19 protein-coding genes are annotated in these 20,885 nt (G+C 34.0%); 16 read left to right on the forward strand and 3 right to left on the reverse strand.

Features of this window, described 5'->3' with window-relative positions:
- The first annotated feature begins 151 nt into the window (after positions 1-151).
- From pulA to DW269_RS09160, 11 genes are all read left to right on the forward strand, one after another.
- Complete coding sequence (gene pulA, locus DW269_RS09110) at positions 152-2,239, forward strand: type I pullulanase (protein WP_117459472.1); 2,088 nt, start codon at positions 152-154, stop codon at positions 2,237-2,239.
- A 9-nt stretch (positions 2,240-2,248) separates the two neighbouring features.
- Positions 2,249-2,803 carry an aminoacyl-tRNA hydrolase gene (gene pth, locus DW269_RS09115; RefSeq protein ID WP_117459473.1) on the forward strand — a complete coding sequence of 185 codons (555 nt, stop codon included), beginning with the start codon at positions 2,249-2,251 and terminating at the stop codon, positions 2,801-2,803.
- A 9-nt stretch (positions 2,804-2,812) separates the two neighbouring features.
- Positions 2,813-6,256: a transcription-repair coupling factor gene (gene mfd, locus DW269_RS09120; protein ID WP_233502480.1), complete on the forward strand. Its 3,444-nt coding sequence runs from the start codon at positions 2,813-2,815 to the stop codon at positions 6,254-6,256.
- A gap of 44 nt (positions 6,257-6,300) precedes the next feature.
- The gene (gene metF / locus DW269_RS09125; RefSeq protein WP_117459475.1) at positions 6,301-7,164 is read left to right on the forward strand and encodes a methylenetetrahydrofolate reductase [NAD(P)H]; all 864 of its coding nucleotides are present in this window, start codon (positions 6,301-6,303) and stop codon (positions 7,162-7,164) included.
- Positions 7,161-7,808, forward strand: a complete 648-nt coding sequence (locus tag DW269_RS09130) for a vitamin B12 dependent-methionine synthase activation domain-containing protein (RefSeq protein WP_117459476.1) — start codon at positions 7,161-7,163, stop codon at positions 7,806-7,808. Before metF ends, DW269_RS09130 begins: the two co-directional genes overlap by 4 nt.
- Complete coding sequence (locus DW269_RS09135) at positions 7,808-10,180, forward strand: homocysteine S-methyltransferase family protein (protein ID WP_117459477.1); 2,373 nt, start codon at positions 7,808-7,810, stop codon at positions 10,178-10,180. Before DW269_RS09130 ends, DW269_RS09135 begins: the two co-directional genes overlap by 1 nt.
- Positions 10,181-10,182: 2 nt before the next feature.
- Positions 10,183-11,292, forward strand: coding sequence for a prenyltransferase/squalene oxidase repeat-containing protein (locus DW269_RS09140; RefSeq protein ID WP_117459478.1), 1,110 nt, complete (start codon positions 10,183-10,185; stop codon positions 11,290-11,292).
- The gene (locus DW269_RS09145) at positions 11,292-12,059 is read left to right on the forward strand and encodes a DUF4430 domain-containing protein (RefSeq protein WP_117459479.1); all 768 of its coding nucleotides are present in this window, start codon (positions 11,292-11,294) and stop codon (positions 12,057-12,059) included. The genes DW269_RS09140 and DW269_RS09145 overlap by 1 nt, the downstream gene beginning before the upstream one ends.
- Positions 12,060-12,075: 16 nt before the next feature.
- Positions 12,076-12,585 (forward strand): hypothetical protein, encoded by a 510-nt coding sequence (locus DW269_RS09150; protein WP_230310078.1) that lies wholly within the window; start codon positions 12,076-12,078, stop codon positions 12,583-12,585.
- Positions 12,586-12,700: 115 nt separating this feature from the next.
- Positions 12,701-13,492: a DUF4866 domain-containing protein gene (locus tag DW269_RS09155; RefSeq protein ID WP_233502479.1), complete on the forward strand. Its 792-nt coding sequence runs from the start codon at positions 12,701-12,703 to the stop codon at positions 13,490-13,492.
- A 2-nt stretch (positions 13,493-13,494) separates the two neighbouring features.
- Positions 13,495-14,751, forward strand: coding sequence for an aromatic acid exporter family protein (locus tag DW269_RS09160; RefSeq protein WP_117459482.1), 1,257 nt, complete (start codon positions 13,495-13,497; stop codon positions 14,749-14,751).
- A 228-nt stretch (positions 14,752-14,979) separates the two neighbouring features.
- Here DW269_RS09160 and DW269_RS09165 read toward each other — a convergent pair whose 3' ends face one another.
- From DW269_RS09165 to DW269_RS09175, 3 genes are read right to left on the reverse strand one after another with little or no spacing between them, the layout of a single operon-like run.
- Positions 14,980-15,423, reverse strand: coding sequence for a dUTP diphosphatase (locus tag DW269_RS09165; RefSeq protein ID WP_117459483.1), 444 nt, complete (start codon positions 15,421-15,423; stop codon positions 14,980-14,982).
- Positions 15,424-15,482: 59 nt separating this feature from the next.
- Complete coding sequence (locus tag DW269_RS09170) at positions 15,483-16,037, reverse strand: manganese efflux pump MntP family protein (protein ID WP_117459484.1); 555 nt, start codon at positions 16,035-16,037, stop codon at positions 15,483-15,485.
- 2 nt (positions 16,038-16,039) lie between these two features.
- Complete coding sequence (locus DW269_RS09175; protein ID WP_055233047.1) at positions 16,040-16,636, reverse strand: YigZ family protein; 597 nt, start codon at positions 16,634-16,636, stop codon at positions 16,040-16,042.
- 95 nt (positions 16,637-16,731) lie between these two features.
- Here DW269_RS09175 and DW269_RS09180 point away from each other — a divergent pair, with 95 nt between their 5' ends.
- The 5 genes from DW269_RS09180 (at position 16,732) to DW269_RS09200 (ending at position 20,817) form a co-directional block, all read left to right on the forward strand.
- On the forward strand, positions 16,732-17,592 hold the full coding sequence (locus DW269_RS09180) for a DegV family protein (protein ID WP_117459485.1): 861 nt from the start codon (positions 16,732-16,734) through the stop codon (positions 17,590-17,592).
- A 51-nt stretch (positions 17,593-17,643) separates the two neighbouring features.
- Positions 17,644-18,540, forward strand: coding sequence for a hypothetical protein (locus DW269_RS09185; RefSeq protein WP_117459486.1), 897 nt, complete (start codon positions 17,644-17,646; stop codon positions 18,538-18,540).
- A gap of 112 nt (positions 18,541-18,652) precedes the next feature.
- A complete protein-coding gene (locus tag DW269_RS09190; RefSeq protein WP_117459487.1) occupies positions 18,653-19,273 on the forward strand; it encodes a hypothetical protein in 621 nt (206 codons plus the stop codon).
- Positions 19,237-20,265, forward strand: coding sequence for a YafY family protein (locus tag DW269_RS09195; RefSeq protein WP_117459488.1), 1,029 nt, complete (start codon positions 19,237-19,239; stop codon positions 20,263-20,265). The genes DW269_RS09190 and DW269_RS09195 overlap by 37 nt, the downstream gene beginning before the upstream one ends.
- Positions 20,266-20,274: 9 nt before the next feature.
- Positions 20,275-20,817, forward strand: coding sequence for a hypothetical protein (locus DW269_RS09200; RefSeq protein WP_117459489.1), 543 nt, complete (start codon positions 20,275-20,277; stop codon positions 20,815-20,817).
- The last annotated feature ends 68 nt before the right edge of the window (positions 20,818-20,885 follow it).

Here is a 20,885-nt window from a genome sequence, read left to right on the forward strand (position 1 = left end):
TTGCCCGGTGGTGTGAGAGGACGAAAATAATTTTAATTATTTTCTCCTACTCGATTAATGATATATGGCTTTCTTTTTCAAATTTAGATACTCTCTTTTCTTATCTTGTTTTTATGATAGAATAAGGGAGAGAAAAGGGTGGGATTTAGACATGCAAAGAGAATCAATTCGTATGTATGCTTATGCGATTGACTTTGATTTAATCAAAGTTGATTTATCATTAAATTTTTATAACGGAATTTCAAGTCAGTATTATTTAAAGAATTTAGATACAAGTGAAGTTAAGATACTTAAAGGCGAAGCGACTGAGAAAGAAAATGGATTCCAGTCGTATCTTTTGCATACAGACTTTTCTGTAGGTACAAGATATAAAGTGTTTGATAATTATGGTTTAGCTTGTTTTTTAGATTTTAGTCAGCTTTCTATGAGTAAAGATTTTGATGATCATTTTTATTATGATGGTGATGATTTAGGCAGTCATTATACAAAAGAAAAAACGACATTCAAGGTCTGGTCACCTCTTTCTACGGAAGTTGTATTAAAAATTTGGAAAGATGAAGACCTTCATTATTATCCTTTAGAAAGAGGAGATAAGGGTGTCTATAGTACAACTATTAAGAAAGATCTAGATGGTTATGAATATGTTTATATTATTGGAATGAATGAACAATCAATTGAAACAGCTGATCCATATGCTTATTCTTGTACAGCTAATATGCATAGTTCAGTAGTTATTGATTTAGATAAAGTAAGAAGAGTAGACTATCCTTTGACAGAACTAAAACATAATACAGATGCAGTTATTTATGAAGTCGGTGTCAGAGACTTCTCTGTTGATGAATATGGACAGATTACACATAAAGGCAAGTTCTTAGGATTCTGTGAAGAAGGTACAGTGACTAAGAATGGTTTTTCATCAGGTATGGACTATTTAGATATGCTTGGTGTCACACATGTACAGCTTTTACCAATTAATGATTATGCAACAGTAGATGAAGATCATCCAGATTTACTCTATAACTGGGGTTATGATCCAGCACAATATAATGTACCTGAAGGAAGTTATATTACTGATCCAAATGATGGCTATAAGAGAATATTAGATTGTCAGCGTATGGTACGTTGTATTCATAAGCATAATATGCGTGTTATTCTTGATGTAGTTTATAATCATATGCATGATGTGAATAATAATACATTAGAAAAGACAGTCCCTTATTATTTCTTTAGAAGAGATGAAAATGGGGAGTTATCTAATGGTTCATGGTGTGGTAATGATTTAAACACTACCGCAAAGATGTGCCGTAAATATATCTTAGATATGTGTAAGAGATGGCAGGTTCTTTATGGTGTAGATGGCTTTAGAATGGATTTGATGGGTATTGTGGATAATGATACAGTGAATATGATTTATGAACAGGGTCATGCTTTAGATTCTTCATTTATGTTATATGGTGAAGGTTGGAATATGGGTACTGCATTACCTGATTCAGAAAAGACAACAATTGAAAATAACCATAAAACACCTCATGTAGGTTTCTTTAATGATCATTTCAGAGATACAGTCAAGGGACCTAATCAGATGGAAGTCAAAGGCTATACATCAGGGGACACTTATAAGACAAATGAAGCCATTATTGCGATGTGTGACTACAATAAGTTCTTATCTATAGAACAGAGCATTAACTATACAGAATGTCATGATAATGCGACTGTATTTGATAAATTCATTATTTCTAATGGTCATGAAGATGAATATTGTCGTCAGAAGAGATGCTTATTAACACTCGCAATGACTATTCTTGCGCAAGGTGTTCCTTTTATTCATGCCGGACAGGAATTCTTAGGTACTAAGAATGGTAATCAGAATTCTTATAATGCAGGAGATGCAGTTAATAAACTAGACTGGGAACGTCATGATAGATATATGAATGTTGTACAGGCTGTAAAGTTCTTTATAGATCTAAGAAAACACAACAAGTGCTTTAGATATTATGACTATGAAGATATGCATCAGCATGTATTTATCAACAATATCTACTATCGTATGGTAGAATATCATCTCACTCAGGATGAAGGAGATTATAAAGAATTTAAGATTTATTTTAATCCTTCATATGATGTCATTACTATTGGTATTGAAGATGATTTTAAGATATTATATAGTATGTCAAATGAAAGAATAGAAAATGGACAACTCAATGTATTTGGTGTATCCATGGTCGTATGTGCAAGATAGGAGTATATAATGAAATTAATTGTTGGATTAGGAAATCCTGGTAAAGAATATGATATGACAAGACATAATACAGGATTTTATTGTTTAGATGTATTAAGTGATGAAATGAATCAATCTATTGATAAAGAGAAATTTAAAGGCTTATATACTAAATTCAAGTATAAGGGTGAAGATGTTATTTTATTAAAACCTCAGACTTATATGAATAATTCTGGTGAATCTGTTGCAGCAGTGATGCAGTTCTTCAAGATTCCAGTAGAAGATCTATTAGTTATTTATGATGATATGGATATGCCTACTGGTAAACTACGTTTAAGAGAAAAAGGCAGTGCAGGTGGACATAATGGGATCAAGAGTATTATTGCTCATGTAGGGACTCAGAACTTCAAGCGTATTCGTGTAGGTATTTCAAAGAATAAGCTTTATAGTGTTGTAGACTGGGTACTTGGACACTACTCTAAAGAAGAAGAAAAGCTTATATCAGAAGGTGCTAAACATGCAGCAGAAGCTGTATTATGTTATTTAGATGATGGTTTTAATAAAGCAATGAATAAATTTAACTAGGTGATTGTTATGGAGAAAATACTGAATCTTTTAAAAGATAATCAGGCCTTAAGAACCTTAGATACAGACAAAGGAACTATTGTCACAAACTCAACTAGCGATGAGGCTTATCTCATTGCTGGTTCTTTTTGGCATAATCCAAGAAAAATCCTGATTATTAAAAATAACCAATATGAGGCATTTAACCTCTATAAAACATTAACTGAACTTGTGAATCAAGTTGTCTATTTTCCTGCAGATGAATCATTACGTGTAGAATCAGTAGCGTATTCTTATGAACTATTAGGAGAAAGAATTAATGCATTATATGCGATGACACAAGATAAACCAATGATCTGTGTTTGTCATATGCACTCAATGACACGTTATGTAACACCTGTAGAACTCTTTAAAAAGAGTATTATAAGTTTAAAGAAAGGTGATACAGTTGATCCTTTAGAATTAAAGAAGAAACTACAGTCTATTGGCTATAAGAATGCCCAAAGAGTAGATTCTCCTTTCTATTATTCTAGAAGAGGTGAAGTACTAGATGTTTATACAATCCAGTATGAACATCCAGTACGTATTGAATTCTTTGATGATGAAATAGAAGAAATCTCTTTTTATGATAAAGACTCACAAAGAAGAACAGAAAGAAAAGAATCTATCGATATTCTTCCAGCTACAGATATGATGTATGAGGATGATGGTTTATCACAGGTAGAATCCTCTATCATGGCTTTAAAAGAGAAGATGAAGATCAAAGATGAATTCAAGGATGAACTTGAAGAAACATATGCATTAGATATTGAATCACTCAAAACACATGACTATAGTCCACGTATTTATCAATACTTAAGTTTATTCCCTCAAACTGCCACAATTATAGATTATGCAAGTGATTATACTATTATTACTGCATCTCTTGCTTCTATTCTTGCTTCTTATAAGACTTATATGGAAGAGAACTACCTCTATTATCATGAACTAGAAGAAATAGGACAGATGATCAGAGGAATTAAGCTTATTAATAACCCTCAGGATATCTTAAAACATCCTGATGTTGATTTAGTACGCTTTAGAGAAAATGATAAACAAATCATGTTTATGACTCAGCCTGTCATGATTTCTATGGCTAATGAAAAAGTCTTTATCAGTCAATTAAAGGACTTACTTACATATAATCGTGTCATGATTGGTGTAGATGAAAAGCGTCAGATAGATGTATTAGTAAACCTATTTACTGATCATGCTATTCCATTTACTCTCACAAGTGCCACAAATAAGATTTATGATGGGGTTAATCTATTTTTAGGACATTTACCTTGTGGAATGAACTTTGTAGAAGAGAAGACTGTATTACTCACCAGCCAGGAACTCTTTAAAGTACAAGAAACAAAGAAGAAATATATTAAATACAGAGATGCCACTAAAATCTCAGACTATAATGAATTAAAAGTAGGAGACTATGTTGTTCATGATACAAATGGTATTGGACAATATATGGGTATTGAAACATTAGTTGTAGATGGTGTACATAAGGATTATTTACATATTGCCTATAAAGGAAATGATATTCTTTATGTGCCGGTAGAACAGTTCCAGTTAATTAGAAAATATTCATCAAGAGATGGTAAACCACCTCATATTCATGCTTTAGGTTCACCTAAATGGGCTAAAGAAAAAGCAAGAGTCAGACAGAAGGTAGATGGTTTAGCTGATGATCTCATTAACTTATATGCAGAAAGAATGAGACAGCCAGGTTTTGCGTTTGAGCCTGATGGAGATCTTCAATTAGAGTTTGAAAGTGAATTTGGTTATGAACTCACTCCTGACCAGGCACAGGCTGTAGAAGAAATTAAAAAAGATATGGAAACACCACGTCCTATGGATAGATTATTATGTGGTGATGTAGGCTTTGGTAAAACAGAAGTGGCTTTAAGAGCCTGCTTTAAAGCGGTTGTATCTAAGAAACAATGTGCTTTCCTATGTCCTACTACAATTCTTTCAGCACAACATTATCGTACAATGCAGAAGCGTTTTGAGAAGTTCCCTGTGAATATTGCGTTACTCAATCGTTTTACGACTACTAAAGAAAAGAAACAAATATTAGCTGATTTAAAGGAAGGTAATATTGATTTATTAGTAGGTACACATCGAATTTTATCCAAGGATGTAGAATTCAAGGATTTAGGATTGCTTTGTATCGATGAAGAACAACGTTTTGGTGTAAGACAGAAAGAGAAGATCAAGAATCTAAGAAAAACAATAGATGTACTCACTTTAACTGCCACACCTATTCCTCGTACATTACAGATGTCCATCATGGGTATTAGAGGACTCTCACAAATAGAAACACCACCATTAAATAGACTCCCTGTACAGACATATGTCTCAGAAAAGAGCTGGGCTCTTATTAAACAGGTTATTGAAAGAGAATTATCACGTAATGGACAGGTTTTCTATTTACATAATAGAACAGAAAACATCTATGAAATAGCCTCTACATTGCAGACACTCTTACCTAATGCCCGCATTGGTGTAGGACATGGTCAGATGGATAAGAATGATCTAGAAGATGTCATGACTGACTTTGTAGAAAAGAAATACGATATTCTTGTATGTACAACTATTATTGAGACAGGTATTGATATACCTAATGCGAATACAATTATTATTGAGAATGCGGATAAGTTTGGTTTAGCACAGCTTTATCAGATCAAAGGTCGTGTAGGAAGAAGTGAACGTATCGCATATGCTTATCTTCTTTATACAAAAGATCGTGCGATGACAGAAGAAGCCCAAAAGAGATTAACAGCTATTAAGGAATTTACACAATTAGGTTCTGGTTATAAGATTGCGATGAGAGATTTATCTATTCGTGGCAGCGGTGATATTCTTGGTGGCGAACAGGCAGGATTTATTGATCAGGTTGGTTTTGATATGTATATGAAGATCTTACAGGATGCGATTGAAGAAAAACAGGGTAAGATTAAAGAAGATGAGACTGTACCATCACGTAATGTACCAGTAGATGGTTATATTCCTGAAGATTATGTAGAAAGTGATATGGAAAAGCTAGAACTTTATCAGCGTGTCTATAAAGCCAATGATTTAGAAACATTGAAACGTGTAGAACATGAATTGACAGATCTTTATGGTGTACTCCCATCACAGGTACGTAATATTGTAGTCAAGAGAAGATTTGATATCCTTTCACATGATCCACTTATTGATGATGTGAAAGATAGCAGCCAGGGACTAGAAATACGTTTCTCTAAAGTCTTCTTAGAAGATTTAGATGGACAGAAGTTCTTTGCGTATGTCAATCATATTTTTAAGAAGCCACAAATGAAATATACTGATGGAATGTTGACTATTGTGAGTGGTATGGAACCTTATTATGTTTCAGCATCTACTGAGTTCTTAGATTCAGTTTTAAAACAATATTATAAAACACATACTAGTGCTTAATAAAAAAATAATGTAGAATATGAAAAAAAGGGGGGATAACATCAATGAAAATTATTGATTTATTAAATGAAGATAAAGTCACTTTATCTTTTGAAGTATTTCCACCTAAGACAAGCAGTAAATATGAAAATGTCTTAAAGGCTGCAGAAAAGATTGCATCTTTAAATCCAAGTTTCATGTCTGTGACTTATGGTGCAGGTGGAGGAACAAGTGCACATACTGTTGCACTTGCGAAAGATATTCATGAGAAATATGATGTTGAAGTCATGGCTCATTTGACATGTGTTTCTTCCACAAGAGAACATGTAGAGTCCATGGTTGAACAGTTTAAAGAAAATGGTATTGAGAACATCATGGCATTAAGAGGAGATATTCCTAAGGATGGTCAAGTGGGAGAAGACTACCAGTATGCCTGTCAGTTAATTAAGGAACTTAAAGAGAAGGGTGATTTCTGTATTGGGGCAGCATGTTATCCAGAAGGACATGTAGAATCACCTAGCATTAAGGAAGATATCCAGCATCTAAAAGAAAAAGTAGAAGCAGGTGCAGATTTCTTAACAACTCAGATGTTCTTTGACAACAATGTTTTCTATAACTTCTTATATAAGATCAAGGAAGCTGGTATTAATGTACCTGTAGTCGCTGGTATTATGCCTATTACTAATGCGAAACAGGTCAGTCGTGCTGTACAGATGTCAGGTACATCTATTATTCCTTATCATTTTAAGATGATGGTGGATGCATTTGGTGATAATCCTGAAATTATGAAGCAGGCTGGTATTATTTATGCATCTGAACAGATTATTGATTTAATTGCGAATGGTGTAAAACATATTCATGTTTATACAATGAATAAACCAGACATCGCCGAAGGCATCATGAACAATATTTCGGAGATTCTTAAATGATAGAAATCAATCGTAAAGAAGCTTTACGATACTTAGGATACCGTCAATCTGTAGAAGGTGATCTCACAGAAATCAATGGTGCATTGGATCACTGTATAGAAGTATTACAGAAAACAGCCGTACCACGTCATATTGTGAAAAGACTACCTCTCACAATAGAAAATCATACAATCACAATTGGTGATATGATGATACATAGTAAAAACTTAGAGAATAACTTAAAAGGCTGTCATGCAGTTTATCTCTTTGCGGCTACTATAGGTATAGAAGTCGATCGTTTGATTAAACGTACAGAACTTACTAAGATGAGTGATGCAGTGATCTATCAGGCAGCAGGAGCTGCTATGATAGAAGCTTATTGTGATGAAGTGAATGAAGCACTTAATCAGGAGGCATATAAGAATAATGAATTCTTAAAGCCACGCTTTTCGCCTGGTTATGGAGATCTTGCATTAGATCATCAAAAAGATTTTATGCGTATATTACAGATGGATAAGATTGGTATCAGTTTATTAGAAAGTCTCTTAATGGTCCCATCCAAATCAGTGACGGCGATCATTGGTATTACACATCATGCACAGCCTCGTCATACGAAGGATTGTGCCAATTGTCCTGCACAATGTGAATTCAGGAGGATAGACTAATGGGATTTAAAGAAAGACTGACAAAAGAATGGTTATTCTGGGATGGTGGTACTGGTTCAGTACTTCAAAGCTGGGGCTTACAGGCTGGTGAATTACCTGAAACATGGAATATCATTCATCCAGAAAAGATTATAGAACTAAATAAAGGTTATCTAGAAGCTGGATGTGATATCATCAACACCAATACATTTGGTGCCAATAGATTAAAATATCCAGATAATCTAGAAGAAATAGTCACAAAAGCAGTAGAACATGCAAAAAAGGCAAGAGAACTTACAGGACGCACTGATGCTCTGATTGCGCTTGATTTAGGTCCTACTGGTAAACTCTTAGAGCCACTAGGAGATTTATCATTTGATGATGCTGTAGATATATATGCTGAAGTCATTGAGTATGGAACTAAAGCGGGGGCTGATGTCATCCTTATTGAAACAATGCAGGATAGCTATGAATTAAAAGCTGCAGTACTAGCTGCTAAGGAACATTCGCATTTACCAGTATGTGCAACTGTTGTATTTGATGAAAAAGGTAAGATGTTGACAGGTGGTACACCTGAATCGGTTGTTGCCTTACTTGAAGGGTTACATGTTGATGCATTGGGTATTAACTGTTCATTAGGTCCAACACAAATTAAACCTTTTGTAGAAAGAATGATTAAAGTTTCTTCTACACCTATTATTGTGACACCTAATGCTGGTTTACCTCAGACTGATGATGAAGGTCATACATATTATGATATGAATGCAGATGAATTCGCATCAGAGATGAAAGAGATTGCCTCATTGAATGTGCATGTACTAGGTGGATGTTGTGGGACTACACCAGAATATCTCTCAAAAACAATAGAATTAGTGAAAAACCTGCCTATCGAACCACCTGTAAAGAAGAATATCTCTGTTGTGACTTCTTTCTCACAAGCTGTAGAAATAGGCCCTAAACCAGTTATTATTGGGGAACGTATTAACCCAACTGGTAAGAAGAAATTCAAGCAGGCCTTACGTGATGGAGATATTAACTATATCTTATCTGAAGGTTTAAAACAGGAAGATGCAGGAGCACATATTCTAGATGTCAATGTAGGTCTACCAGAAATTGATGAACCTAAGATGATGGTAGAAGTCATGAAGAAGTTACAATCTGTCATTGCATTGCCATTACAGATTGATACATCAGATCCAATTGCCTTAGAAGCAGCCTTAAGACACTATAACGGTAAGGCTATGATTAACTCAGTTAATGGTAAACAGGAATCCATGGATGCTGTTTTCCCATTAGTAAAGAAATATGGTGGTGTGGTTGTAGGACTTGCCTTAGATGAAGAAGGTATTCCAGATAATGCGGCAGATCGTATTCGTATTGCGAAGAAGATCTATAAAGAAGCAAGTAAATACGGTATTGAACCTAAGGACATCGTAATCGATGGACTTGCTATGACTATTTCATCAGATCCTACTTCTGCCATTGCGACATTAGAAACATTACGTATTATTAGAGATGAATTACATGGACATTCTATTCTAGGTGTTTCTAATATCTCTTTTGGTCTTCCACAAAGACCAATCATTAATGCGAACTTCTTTACTATGGCAATGCAGTCAGGACTCAGCTGTGCAATCATCAATCCTTCATCAGAAGCAATGATGAAATCATATCGTGCCTATCTCGCCTTAAGTGGTTTAGATACAAACTTTACAGAATATATTAGCGCCTATGGTAATAGTGCACCAGCTCCTGTAAAGAGTGAAGCGGTTGATATGTCTTTATATGAAAGTATCAAGCGTGGTATGAGTGAAAATGCAGGTAAAGCCACTCAAAAACAGCTTGAAACTAAAGAAGGATTAGAAATTATTAATGAAGAATTGATTCCTGCCCTTGATGAAGTAGGGAAAGGCTTTGAAAAAGGCACTATCTTCCTACCTCAGTTATTAATGAGTGCTGAAGCAGCTAAGGCTGCATTTGCAGTTATTAAAGACTCTATGGCAGGTAAACCAAGAGAAATGAAAGGAAAAATCATCATTGCGACAGTTAAGGGTGATATTCATGATATTGGAAAGAATATCGTGAAGGTTATGTTAGAAAACTATGGCTATGATGTCATTGATCTTGGTAAAGATGTACCACCTGAACTAATTGTGGATACTGCAATAAAAGAAGATGTAAAACTAGTGGGACTCAGTGCTTTAATGACAACAACAGTTGTGAGTATGGAAGATACAATTAAGTTGTTGAAGGAAAAGAAGCCTGATACATTTACAGTTGTAGGTGGAGCCGTTATGACTCAGGAATATGCAGATCGTATCGGTGCAGATTGTTATGCGAAAGACGCAATGGAAACAGTGCGTTTTGCGGATAAAGTATTTGGAGGAGAATAAGAATGAAAAAAATATTTACAGTATTAACTTCTATCGCTTTAACATTTGCGTTATCATTCTCAGCAGCTTTTGCGAATGATGATGCATTTCTTAAATCACAAAATTATTTAAAGACTATCGCATTAGATAGTCCTGATGCAGTTATTGCGTATGAAGCTACAGGTATGGAAGCTGATTATAAGGCTGATGCTTTATTAAATAACTTCAAGGAAACAGATTATGTTACTGCCTCTTATGGTGATTTAGCTAAGTCTATTATCGCAATTTCTTTATTAGGTGAAAATCCAAAAGATTTCAATAAGACTAACTTAGTTGAAATCCTAGAAAATAGAGTACAGGAAGATGGTACTCTTACAAATGATGTAAATGGTGGATGTGGGGCTACTATTTGGACATTAATGGCTTTAGAAACAGTAAACTCACCTAAGGTAAAAGCTGTTGCAGATAAGTTATCTACTATGGCTATGGACAATGGTGCTTACTGGTATGAATATCAGGGACCAAATGCAGATCTAGATACAACTGGATGGGCTATGGAAGCATTAAGTGTTGCAGGACGTTCTACTTATGAGGCAGCTATCTCAAAAGCATATACTTTTATACAGTCTAAGTTAAATAGTACAGATGGTTCTTATGATATTGGCTGGGGTGGAAATGCGGATACTCAGTCTTGTGTATTAGAAGGATTATCTGTTGCAGGTTATACATTAGATACAAATGCATATAACTATTTACTTTCTTATCAGAATGAAGATGGTACATTCAATGCATTAAACTACAACACATTCAAGTTAGAACCTAATGCTTATGCATCAGTAGAAGGTGCAAGAGCACTTGGTGTAATCAATAACGGAAGCTTTGTATTACAAGCTAGAAGAGACTATACAAAGACTACTACACCAGTAGTGACTGAACCTGAAACACCTACAACATCTACAGAACCTAGTACAACTACACCAGCTGTAAAGCCAGAAACAACTACTACTGAACCAAAGAAGGAAACAGTAAAAGTAGTTAATACAGGTGATAACACAAATGTGATGGCATATGTAGTGGCAGCTATCGCAGCTGTTGGTGTGATCGTATTAGTTATTAAAAGTAAAAAGAAATAATGAAGAAATTCACAACTAAACAATTAGCGATTGCCTTTGTCGCAATCGCTTTTGTCTTTATATTTGGCTTTACAGCTTATCGTGGTATAACTGGACAATTCCAGTCTCAGCCTACTATTAGTAATGAAGTAAAAAGTAGCATAAAGAAGAAAGATATTTCTAAAAAAGAAGAGACAAAACAAATAGAGTCACAAGAAGAATCGAAGAAGACTGATACAAAATCATCTGATTCTTCTAGTAAACAAGAGACTAAGAAGCAGGAAACAAAGAAGAAAGAGGCAAAATCCTCTTCTAGTAAACAAGAGGCTAAGAAGCAGGAAACAAAGAAAATAGAAACAAAATCTTCTTCTACTAAACAAGAGACAAAGAAGACAGAAACAAACAATTCTTCTAGTAAACAAGAAACCTCTGCTCCTCAACAAGTAGAACCACCTAAACAGGAAACATCTATAAAACAAACTGTTTCAGTACAGGTGATTGGAGTAAATAGCACAATGATGCAGGGGAATATAGAAGTGAATAGTTCTTCTACAGCTTATAGTGTCTTAAGAGAACTTGCGAGACAAAATGGTAAGAGTATCTCTACAAAAGGGTTTGGTTCTACTGTTTATGTATCAGGTATAGATGGATTAAAAGAATTTGATCATGGGCCAAGTTCTGGATGGATGTATAAGGTGAATGGTACACCACCAAATATTGGGGCAGGAGCTTATAGGTTAAAAGCAGGAGATCAAGTCATCTGGTATTATGTCAACGCTGAACAATAAGACAAGAGAAATATGTTTGATAGGTATTCTCTCTGCAGTCAATATTGCCTCTAGAGTAGCCTTACAGGCACTTCCTAACTTTAAACCTGTTACATCTATCATTATTATATCTGTACTCTTATTTGGCTTATCATTTGGAATTAAACTCACAGTAGTCACAACTATTGCATCCAATATGATTCTAGGTATGGGAACATGGACAATCTTCCAGATTCTCTCATGGGTAGTCATCTGTTTATTCACTCAATGTATCAGTGACTTCTATAAGAAAATAAACAAAGAACCCCCATTACTTCTTATGGCTCTCTATGCCTTTTTAATGGGTTATGTCTTTGGCTTTGTTGTCTCACTCGAACAATTAATTATTGGTGGTCCTGTCTGGTTTGGTATCTATTATGCCCAGGGGCTCTTATTTGATACATTCCATGCAGTAGGTAATTTTGTCTTTTATTTACTTTGTGCACCTATACTTATGCGTTTATTTAAACAGGAAATGTCTCAATATACAAAAGACTATTACAAGTGATTCAGTTGCGGATCACTTTTTTTGTTATGTAATAAACATATCATCAATATCTCAAAGATACATTTTACATATGATATATAAAGTCTATAATCACAAGTGGATGGAGGTTAAAACTATGACACCATTATTTCCACGTGTTCAAGAAGTAGAGAACATATTTCACAAAATACTCGCAAGTAAAGAAGCTTGTGCAAGACTAAGAGAAACATTCAATTCAAGTCTAGAAGACTTTCAGGGATCAGAAGAATTAAACAATGAGACCTTTTCAAAAGTCGTTCTAGATAGTTATTCAAATCAGGATATTAGTGCATTATTACTCGCTATATGTGGTAAATCTATGTTTGATTTATTACGTGATGCATATTTGATTCCTCAAACATTTCATGGTAAAGCAGGAGAAAATCCAGTGCTACTCACATCACCTTCTGGAGACCTGCTAGAAGGAAAGGATGTCTCACACCATACGATGAGACGATTTAAAAGTATCCTTTCACAACATCAGCCTGTTCCCCGTTCCCTTGTTTATCTGGCTGATGGCTATGATATAGAACGTTATTATAAACATGACGGTTCAGTAGACCAGAGAAAGACAGATGCAGTCAGAGGCATCTTACTTCTTTATGCACTTCCTGATACTAAGAAGCTTCATCTTACACCTGCGCAGGTTTATGCAATCATCTGGGATACATTCTTCAGTATTCAAAAAGAAGCACCTCTTGTTCGTGTCTATTATGGACAGGAAACAGGAGAGAAGAATGATAAAGACTATGATGAAATTGCGATATTGCTTCCTACACATTTGTTTAGAAGACAGATGGTTGAACATATGGAAATTATTGATGGATTAGTTCTATCTTGTAGAGAAAAAATGATGGCTGAAGCCGGTAATGATAGTTTGGAGTTGTAATTATGCCTAGAATCGGATTACGTATTATTAAAACAAGTATTGCCGTCTTCATCATCATGGTATTATTCACTCTCTTTGGTGTACAGAGATCACCTTTCTATGTCCTTATAACCACAATTATCTGTATTCAGCCAGATAAAGAGAATGAAAAGAACCAGGCACTTGTAAGAGCCCTCGGCACACTTATAGGGGCAATTACAGGAGCTATTGTCATGTTTTTACAGCCTTTCATCCATATTGATCTCGCATGGGATTTACTTAATGCATTATTTATTATGTTGACTATTTATTTAACAGTCTTATTTAAAGTACAGCATATGGCATTTATGGCCTGTGTGGCTTATTTAAGTGTTGCAGTGATTCCCCATGCTGGTATTTCACCTTACTCATTCTTATTCTATCGTGTCTTAGATACATGTATTGGCGTTGGCGTAGGTTATCTTGTCTGTACATTACATCTACCAGTTAAAAGAAGAAATGATGTTCTCTTTGTAGCTGAACTTGACGATATGGAACAAACAGCACACCAGCAGTTAAATGACTTCAATAAGACTCAATTGAATAAAATAGTAGATGATGGTGCTTTATTCACTATCATCACAAAAAGAACACCTGCATCCATGCAGGCAGAAATTGAACATCTTAAATTGCATCTCCCAGTGATCGCATTAGATGGCGCAATTTTGTATGACGTACCAAAAAATGAATTACTTTGTACCTACCCATTATCACAAACATTAGGTACAAAGATCACTCAATTATTAGATGATAAACATCTTAATTACTTTTATCACGTTCTCAAAGACGATGTATTATTGACATATTATAATAGTTTCGACCAGTCCGAACAAATGGACTATTATGATATGATGCGTCAATCCCCTTATCGTAATTACATCTTTGGTATGCCTACACACTCATATCAACCTCTTTATATAAGTATTCTTAATACAAAAGAGATTATCTATGATATTATAGATGACCTGATAGATTTAGGATTACATAAACAATTGCGTTATTTTGTAGAAGAAGATTATTTTGAAGGCATGTGCTTACTTAAGATTCTTTCTTATGAAGCCACTCCAGAAAATATGCTGGAAAGATTAAAAGAAAAGTTAGATATTAAAGAAAGTATTGTATATGGTTCATCTGATGCTATATGTGACGTTATTGTACCTGATAATGATTTCAATAGTATCGTAAAAAGTATTCATAACGAATATGAAGGAATTCAAATGAAAAGAAGACAGCCACAATAGCTGCCTTCTTTTCGTTATGGGGGAGTCTCAATGTATATTCAATTCATGATCAAGATCATGGATTTTTTTATTTGTATACTTATTTGCAACTCCCATGATTAAAGTACTTAGTAATACTGCAATAATAGTTAGAATAATATAGATCATAAGAATCACCTCTTTCATGCTTATAATATACATGTAAGTTGTGTAATTCGTATGTATTCTCTATGTATTTATTATGTTTTTTTACAATCCTTCCAACATATCATCAAATGTGATACCTAGAGAAAATCCAAAATGGAAATAATCATCCAAAGCATCCTGTAACTTAATAGGACTATAACCATTTCTTAAATCTAGAATATCCTGATTGACTTTAAAGAGTAAATCAACAGAACTGCTCTTTTCAGGCATTTCTTCATGATTCTTGATTTCATCAATCTGTAAGTCATACGCAATACTCATTAATAAGCGCATACCTTCAATATAAGTGTCTAAAAGAGCATTTTGATCAACCTGAGTATCATTATCCCAGAATGTATAAACATGTCCTAGTTCCCCTGTATTATACACACATTGCATAAATGCAAGAAGTTTATGGTCAATCTTCTTAATATCTAGAATATGACCTTTAGGAATATCTAATTCTCTGTTTAATACTAACTGATATAATTTTGATAATTCATTCATTTAAATCACCTCTTATATACTATTATAGTCAATTAAAAAAGAGAATCACGTAGATTCTCTTAAATAATTCCTAAACCTTCTATTAAAATCTTAACACCTATGAGAATAAGAATAATACCACCAGTGATCTGTGCTTTCTGTTGATATTTATTCCCAAATATATGACCTATATATACACCAGCTGATGCAATAATAAATGTCGTTAAACCAATAATAGAAATAGCCATGAAGATATTGATTGATTCAAAAGAGAACGTAACACCTACCGCAAGTGCATCAATGGCAGTCGCAATAGCAAGCATCAACATTGTCTTCCATGAGAAGTCATCATTCTGTTTCTCTTCTTCAAATGATTCTTTAATCATATTGATTCCAATAAATGCGAGTAGTATAAATGCAATCCAGTGGTCAATAGAATCCACTAAACCACTCAATGTGGAACCTAGACAATAACCAACAAATGGCATCAATGCCTGGAATCCACCAAACCATACACCACATAACAATATATTATTAATAGATAACTTCTTTACAGATAATCCTTTACATACAGACACCGCAAAAGCATCCATGGATAACCCAATACCAATAAGTAATATTTCTATACTAGACATCTTTATACCTCAACAGGAATATAATCTTCCTTTACAACCTCATAATGCATATTGGATGCAGTCAGTTCATTGAGTTCATCTAAAAATGATGTATCTCTTAAATAAACATCATAATGAACTTTTTCATCATACTCAGTATTCATTAATAATAGATTCTTAGATTGTATTAAATAAGATACCTTACGGCTGAAGTGATAGTCAACACTAATACGATATAGTTTAACAAGTTCTTTATCGACTATTTCTGCTTCTTTTAATGCATCTGCAACACTATTAGTATAAGCACGAGTTAATCCTCCAGCCCCTAGTTTAATGCCACCAAAATAACGTGTTACAATCGCAATTACATTATCTATTTTTTGTCTCTGTAATACATTCAACATAGGAAGTCCTGCAGTACCTGATGGTTCTCCATCATCATCTGCTTTTTCTAAAGGACCTACTCGATAAGCAACACAGTTATGTGTTGCATCATCTTTAGAATAGAGTTCTATTAAGTCTTTTATTTCTTTTTCATCATTACATGGAATAAGAGTTGTAATGAACTCTGATTTCTTAATAATGATTGTATTTGTCGTTGTTTCTTTGATTGATCTCATAGTTTCACCCGTTCGTATTATAGCGTAAAAGTTGTAAAATAAAAAGAAATAAACTATAATGTACATAGTGAATTATCACTGATGGGGTATTAAAAATGAGTAAAATAGCGATTATTGCAGACAGTGGCTGTCAGATTGATATTAATGGAGAGCATGAAGGTATTTATATTGCACCATTATGTATTGGTCATGGTAGTCAGACATATTTAGATCAATTAGAAATCACAAGTCTTGATGTATTTAATCAGATGAAGGAAACAGATGATATGTATACAACATCTCAACCTTCGACTGGTTCATTAATGAAGGCGATGGAAGATGCAAAAAGAGATGGTTATGATGAGTTAATTGGGATTCCTATCGCAACTGGTTTATCATCTACATTAAATGGTATGCAGGTTGCAGCTGATACAGTAGAAATGCCTATTACTTTAATCGATTCTCAAGGAACAGCACATGTTCAAAAGAAGCTTATTGAAGCAGCACGTTATCTAGTAGAAAAGGGTCAGTCTGTTTCTGAAATTAAAGAAAAGCTTGAAGATATGGTTAAGCATTCAGGTACAATTATTTTTACACCAAACTTGAATCACCTTAAAAAGGGTGGGCGTATTACGCCTGCAGTCGCAATGCTTGGCAATATGTTGAAGCTTGTTCCAGTTATGGAATTGAATAGTGAATTAGGTGGTAAGATTGATACTTTAGGCAAAGTAAGAACAACACGTAAGGCATGTAAGATGCTTGCTGATCGTGTTGTTGAAAGAGGCGCAAATGCGAAAGATTATACATTTGCGATTGAAGATGTTCTTGCACCTGAAGAAGCTCAGCGTGTAAGAGACTATCTTGAAGAACAATTAGGTCCATGTCAAGTTACCATGAGAGAGTTACCAAGTGTTGTAGGTGCTCATATGGGAATTGGTGGTGTAGGAATCCAATTCATCAAAAATCTCGCAGAGTAGGAAGCAGATGATGAATCTGCTTTTTTTCATATAGAAAGGAGGTATATATATATGCAAAGAGAATTTGAAATGGTTGTACAGACAAGTGCAGCTACACAAAGCTTGCGTTATTTATTGAAAAGTGGTGATATGACGTGTATCACCAAAGGAGAAATTACTAAAAGATTAGAAGCAGCAGTTCTTTTACAGGAATTAAGCTTTCAAGCTGTTATGACAAGTGGTGAAGTCGTAGAGGATATGTTGGAGAATAATTATGAGGATTATGATGAAGCATTAAGAGACTCTCTTAAGACTCATGGTATTACATTTAAAGACTATACTTTTGCGGTTACTTATAAATATGATGAAGAAGCTGTCTTTAAGCCTTTCTTCTCTAGACAATATGGTGCAGACTTAGGTTTTTCACTCCCATTAGTAGATGATATGAAATATGCGAATATGTGTGTATGTCTTGCATTAATAAAACTATCAAGAGAATATGTACGTACGAGTGTGGGTATTACCCATGATTATACTGATGTAAAACCTAGTATTCATTTAACTTTTAAGCCAGGTATATTCTTACCTAAGCTTATTACAGAAAAACCCTATACAGAACTTACATTCAATGCAGTCTATGCAGCTATATACAAGTTGCGTGCTGCGATACGTTTTTTCTCATATGATCATACAGAAGAAGCATATAAGAAGTGGATTGATGTCATAGAAGAAACGAGTACTCGACCATATGATGGTATATTAGATGATCTAGATGAACTAGATTATGTACCATCAGAAAAAGAAGAACTTTATGTATATGAAGATAAGGTCAATGGTGGAGGTACAGTACAATGTTTAAATAACTCATTTTATGCATTGATACTCTGGGCTGCCATATTGACTAAAGTCATGAATGAACAGTTTTTATATGAAACAAACTACCCAGATATGAACTTATGGGATTATTAATAAAAAGAAAATTATCAAAACACCTATAATAAGGTGTTATCGCCATTAACTTTAACGCATAAATTCTTTCTCTTCGCTATAATAGTGTTAGAAAAAAGAGGAGGGAAAGAATATGTTAGAAAGTTATAAAGAAATTACATCAATCTCATTAAATAAATTAAAGGACTATTTAGATGTCATTGATGTATATCATGATTCATTTATTGATACTTGCAGAAGTCAGAAGAAAATAGAAGGTTATATTAAGGCGCACCAAAAGAAATACTTAGGTCTAGCCTTAAAGAAACTCTATGAAATAGATGATATGCAATGTTTAGAAAATCATCTCGTAATGATTGAATACTTATTTGGAGAACATCCTCGTATTCAATCATTGAATAAGAATTTATGTAACTATATGCTCCATAATGGATCACCATTAGATGTATACCGTATTGTGAGACATTTGATGCCTTTCTCATATCTTGCACTTATCTCTTTATTAGTAGATAAAGAAGTGATTACTTATGCACAGGCTGCTTACTTTTCTTTAGTTGAAGAAGATATAGAAGGGGCTTATGAATACTTGGAGAATTGTGAAGTGGAACCAGATGAATCACTTCTAAATCTTTATGCATCTTATGACTTGATTGGTTATTTCCAGCTTGTGGATCATTATAGTAAAAAGGTATCTTACCAGGTATCAGGAGGCATAAGATGGGAGAAAAAATGTGGGCTGTCTTCTCATTATTGATGAATTCAGAGGAATGCATCAGTGCAGAAGATATACAGCGTCAATTAGAAGAAAAAGGTTATGATATTGGTTTAAAAGCTGTATATGCAGTGATTAAACAGATCAATGTATTTACATCTTTAATGTTTGGAAAAGAAATAATCAAAGCAGTGAGACGTTTTGGTTATATGATTGAAACAGGTTATTTTGATGAAGCACAGATACAATTACTTATTGATATGGTGAATTATCGTCAAGATCTCACAAATAATGATAAAAGAGAAATAGTTAATAAGCTTTTAAAACTTTCACCTGCTAAACAGAAGGATTATCTCATTGTGCCAGAATTAGAAGATGATGATGAAGGTGTTTATTCTCTAAGTAAAAATCTAAAGATTATTACTTCTGCAATACGTAATAAGAAGGATATACGTTTCCAGTATGTAGACTATACTATTAGGGATGGACATCCTGTAGAAACATATTCTACTAAGGGTAATGCAGGTATTAATCATGAATATTATAATGTGAGTCCTTATAATACAGTGATTGTGGATGGTCATTATTATTTACGTGCTTATTATAATAAGCATAAGGACTCATTGACTACATTCCGTATTGATCGTATTAGAAAGTTAGATAAGAGCCGTACATATTATTTTGATTTTGATGATGAGGAAAAAATGAGTGAATCATTGAAACAATCACTTGCGAAGTCAATGAATAGTTTCTTTGATGGTGATGAAATTACACTGCATATTCAGTTTGATGGCGTACTTATTAGAGAAGTTGTATCACGTTTAGGAAAAGATATTACTATTAATAAGACTATTGCGCCAATAGAGAATGATCATCAATGGTATGAAACACGTGTTGAAGGAATTATCTTTAATACAGGTTTAATGAACTGGATTAGACAGTTTGGTCCAATGATTATTGTGGTAGGTCCAGAGAAGCTTAAAGGAGCTATTACAGATGGATTAGAAGAGAACTTAAGCTACTATAAAAAATAGGTGATAACTATGTATATATTACAATTAAGTCAAGGTGAGTTAAGTACTAATGTTGGCTTATTTTTCTCAATAGAGGAAGGTAGAAAGCTTATATCTCAATTAGCTGGATATCAGTATGAAGACATTGAAGGGTTTGAGTATGAGTACTTTGATTCTACTACTGTACCTGATTATGTAGAACTAGGATATAATGGTCATATTGTACCTTTTACTACATATATGTTTACAGGTGATGTAAGAGTAGATATTTATTGGAATGAGATAGTGGACTTATCTATACCAGGAGATGGAATGATTGAAGGATCTACAAGAGTGGATGCTTATTCTATTCCTAATGATGAACTTAAGGATTATATAGAGAAAAGAGAACATAACTATAGATGTGTTAAACAATACTTAGAATCTAAAGGATATGAGGTAGAGAGAGCTTATTTTGGTTCTGAAGATGGCGAAGCCATCTTATATAGAAGTTCAGATGAGTGGCATTTCTTGACACATATGGATCCTGGATTTGTGGAATCTGAAGACATAATAAAAGACTTAGACATTTAGGTGTCTAGGTCTTTGTGCGACAGGCAGTCGCTTATATGTCATGTCAACAGGGGCATGACATTTTCTAC

Origin of the sequence: Catenibacterium sp. AM22-6LB (genome assembly GCF_003435615.1) — a bacterium.
Classification (GTDB): domain Bacteria; phylum Bacillota_I; class Bacilli_A; order Erysipelotrichales; family Coprobacillaceae; genus Catenibacterium; species Catenibacterium mitsuoka_A.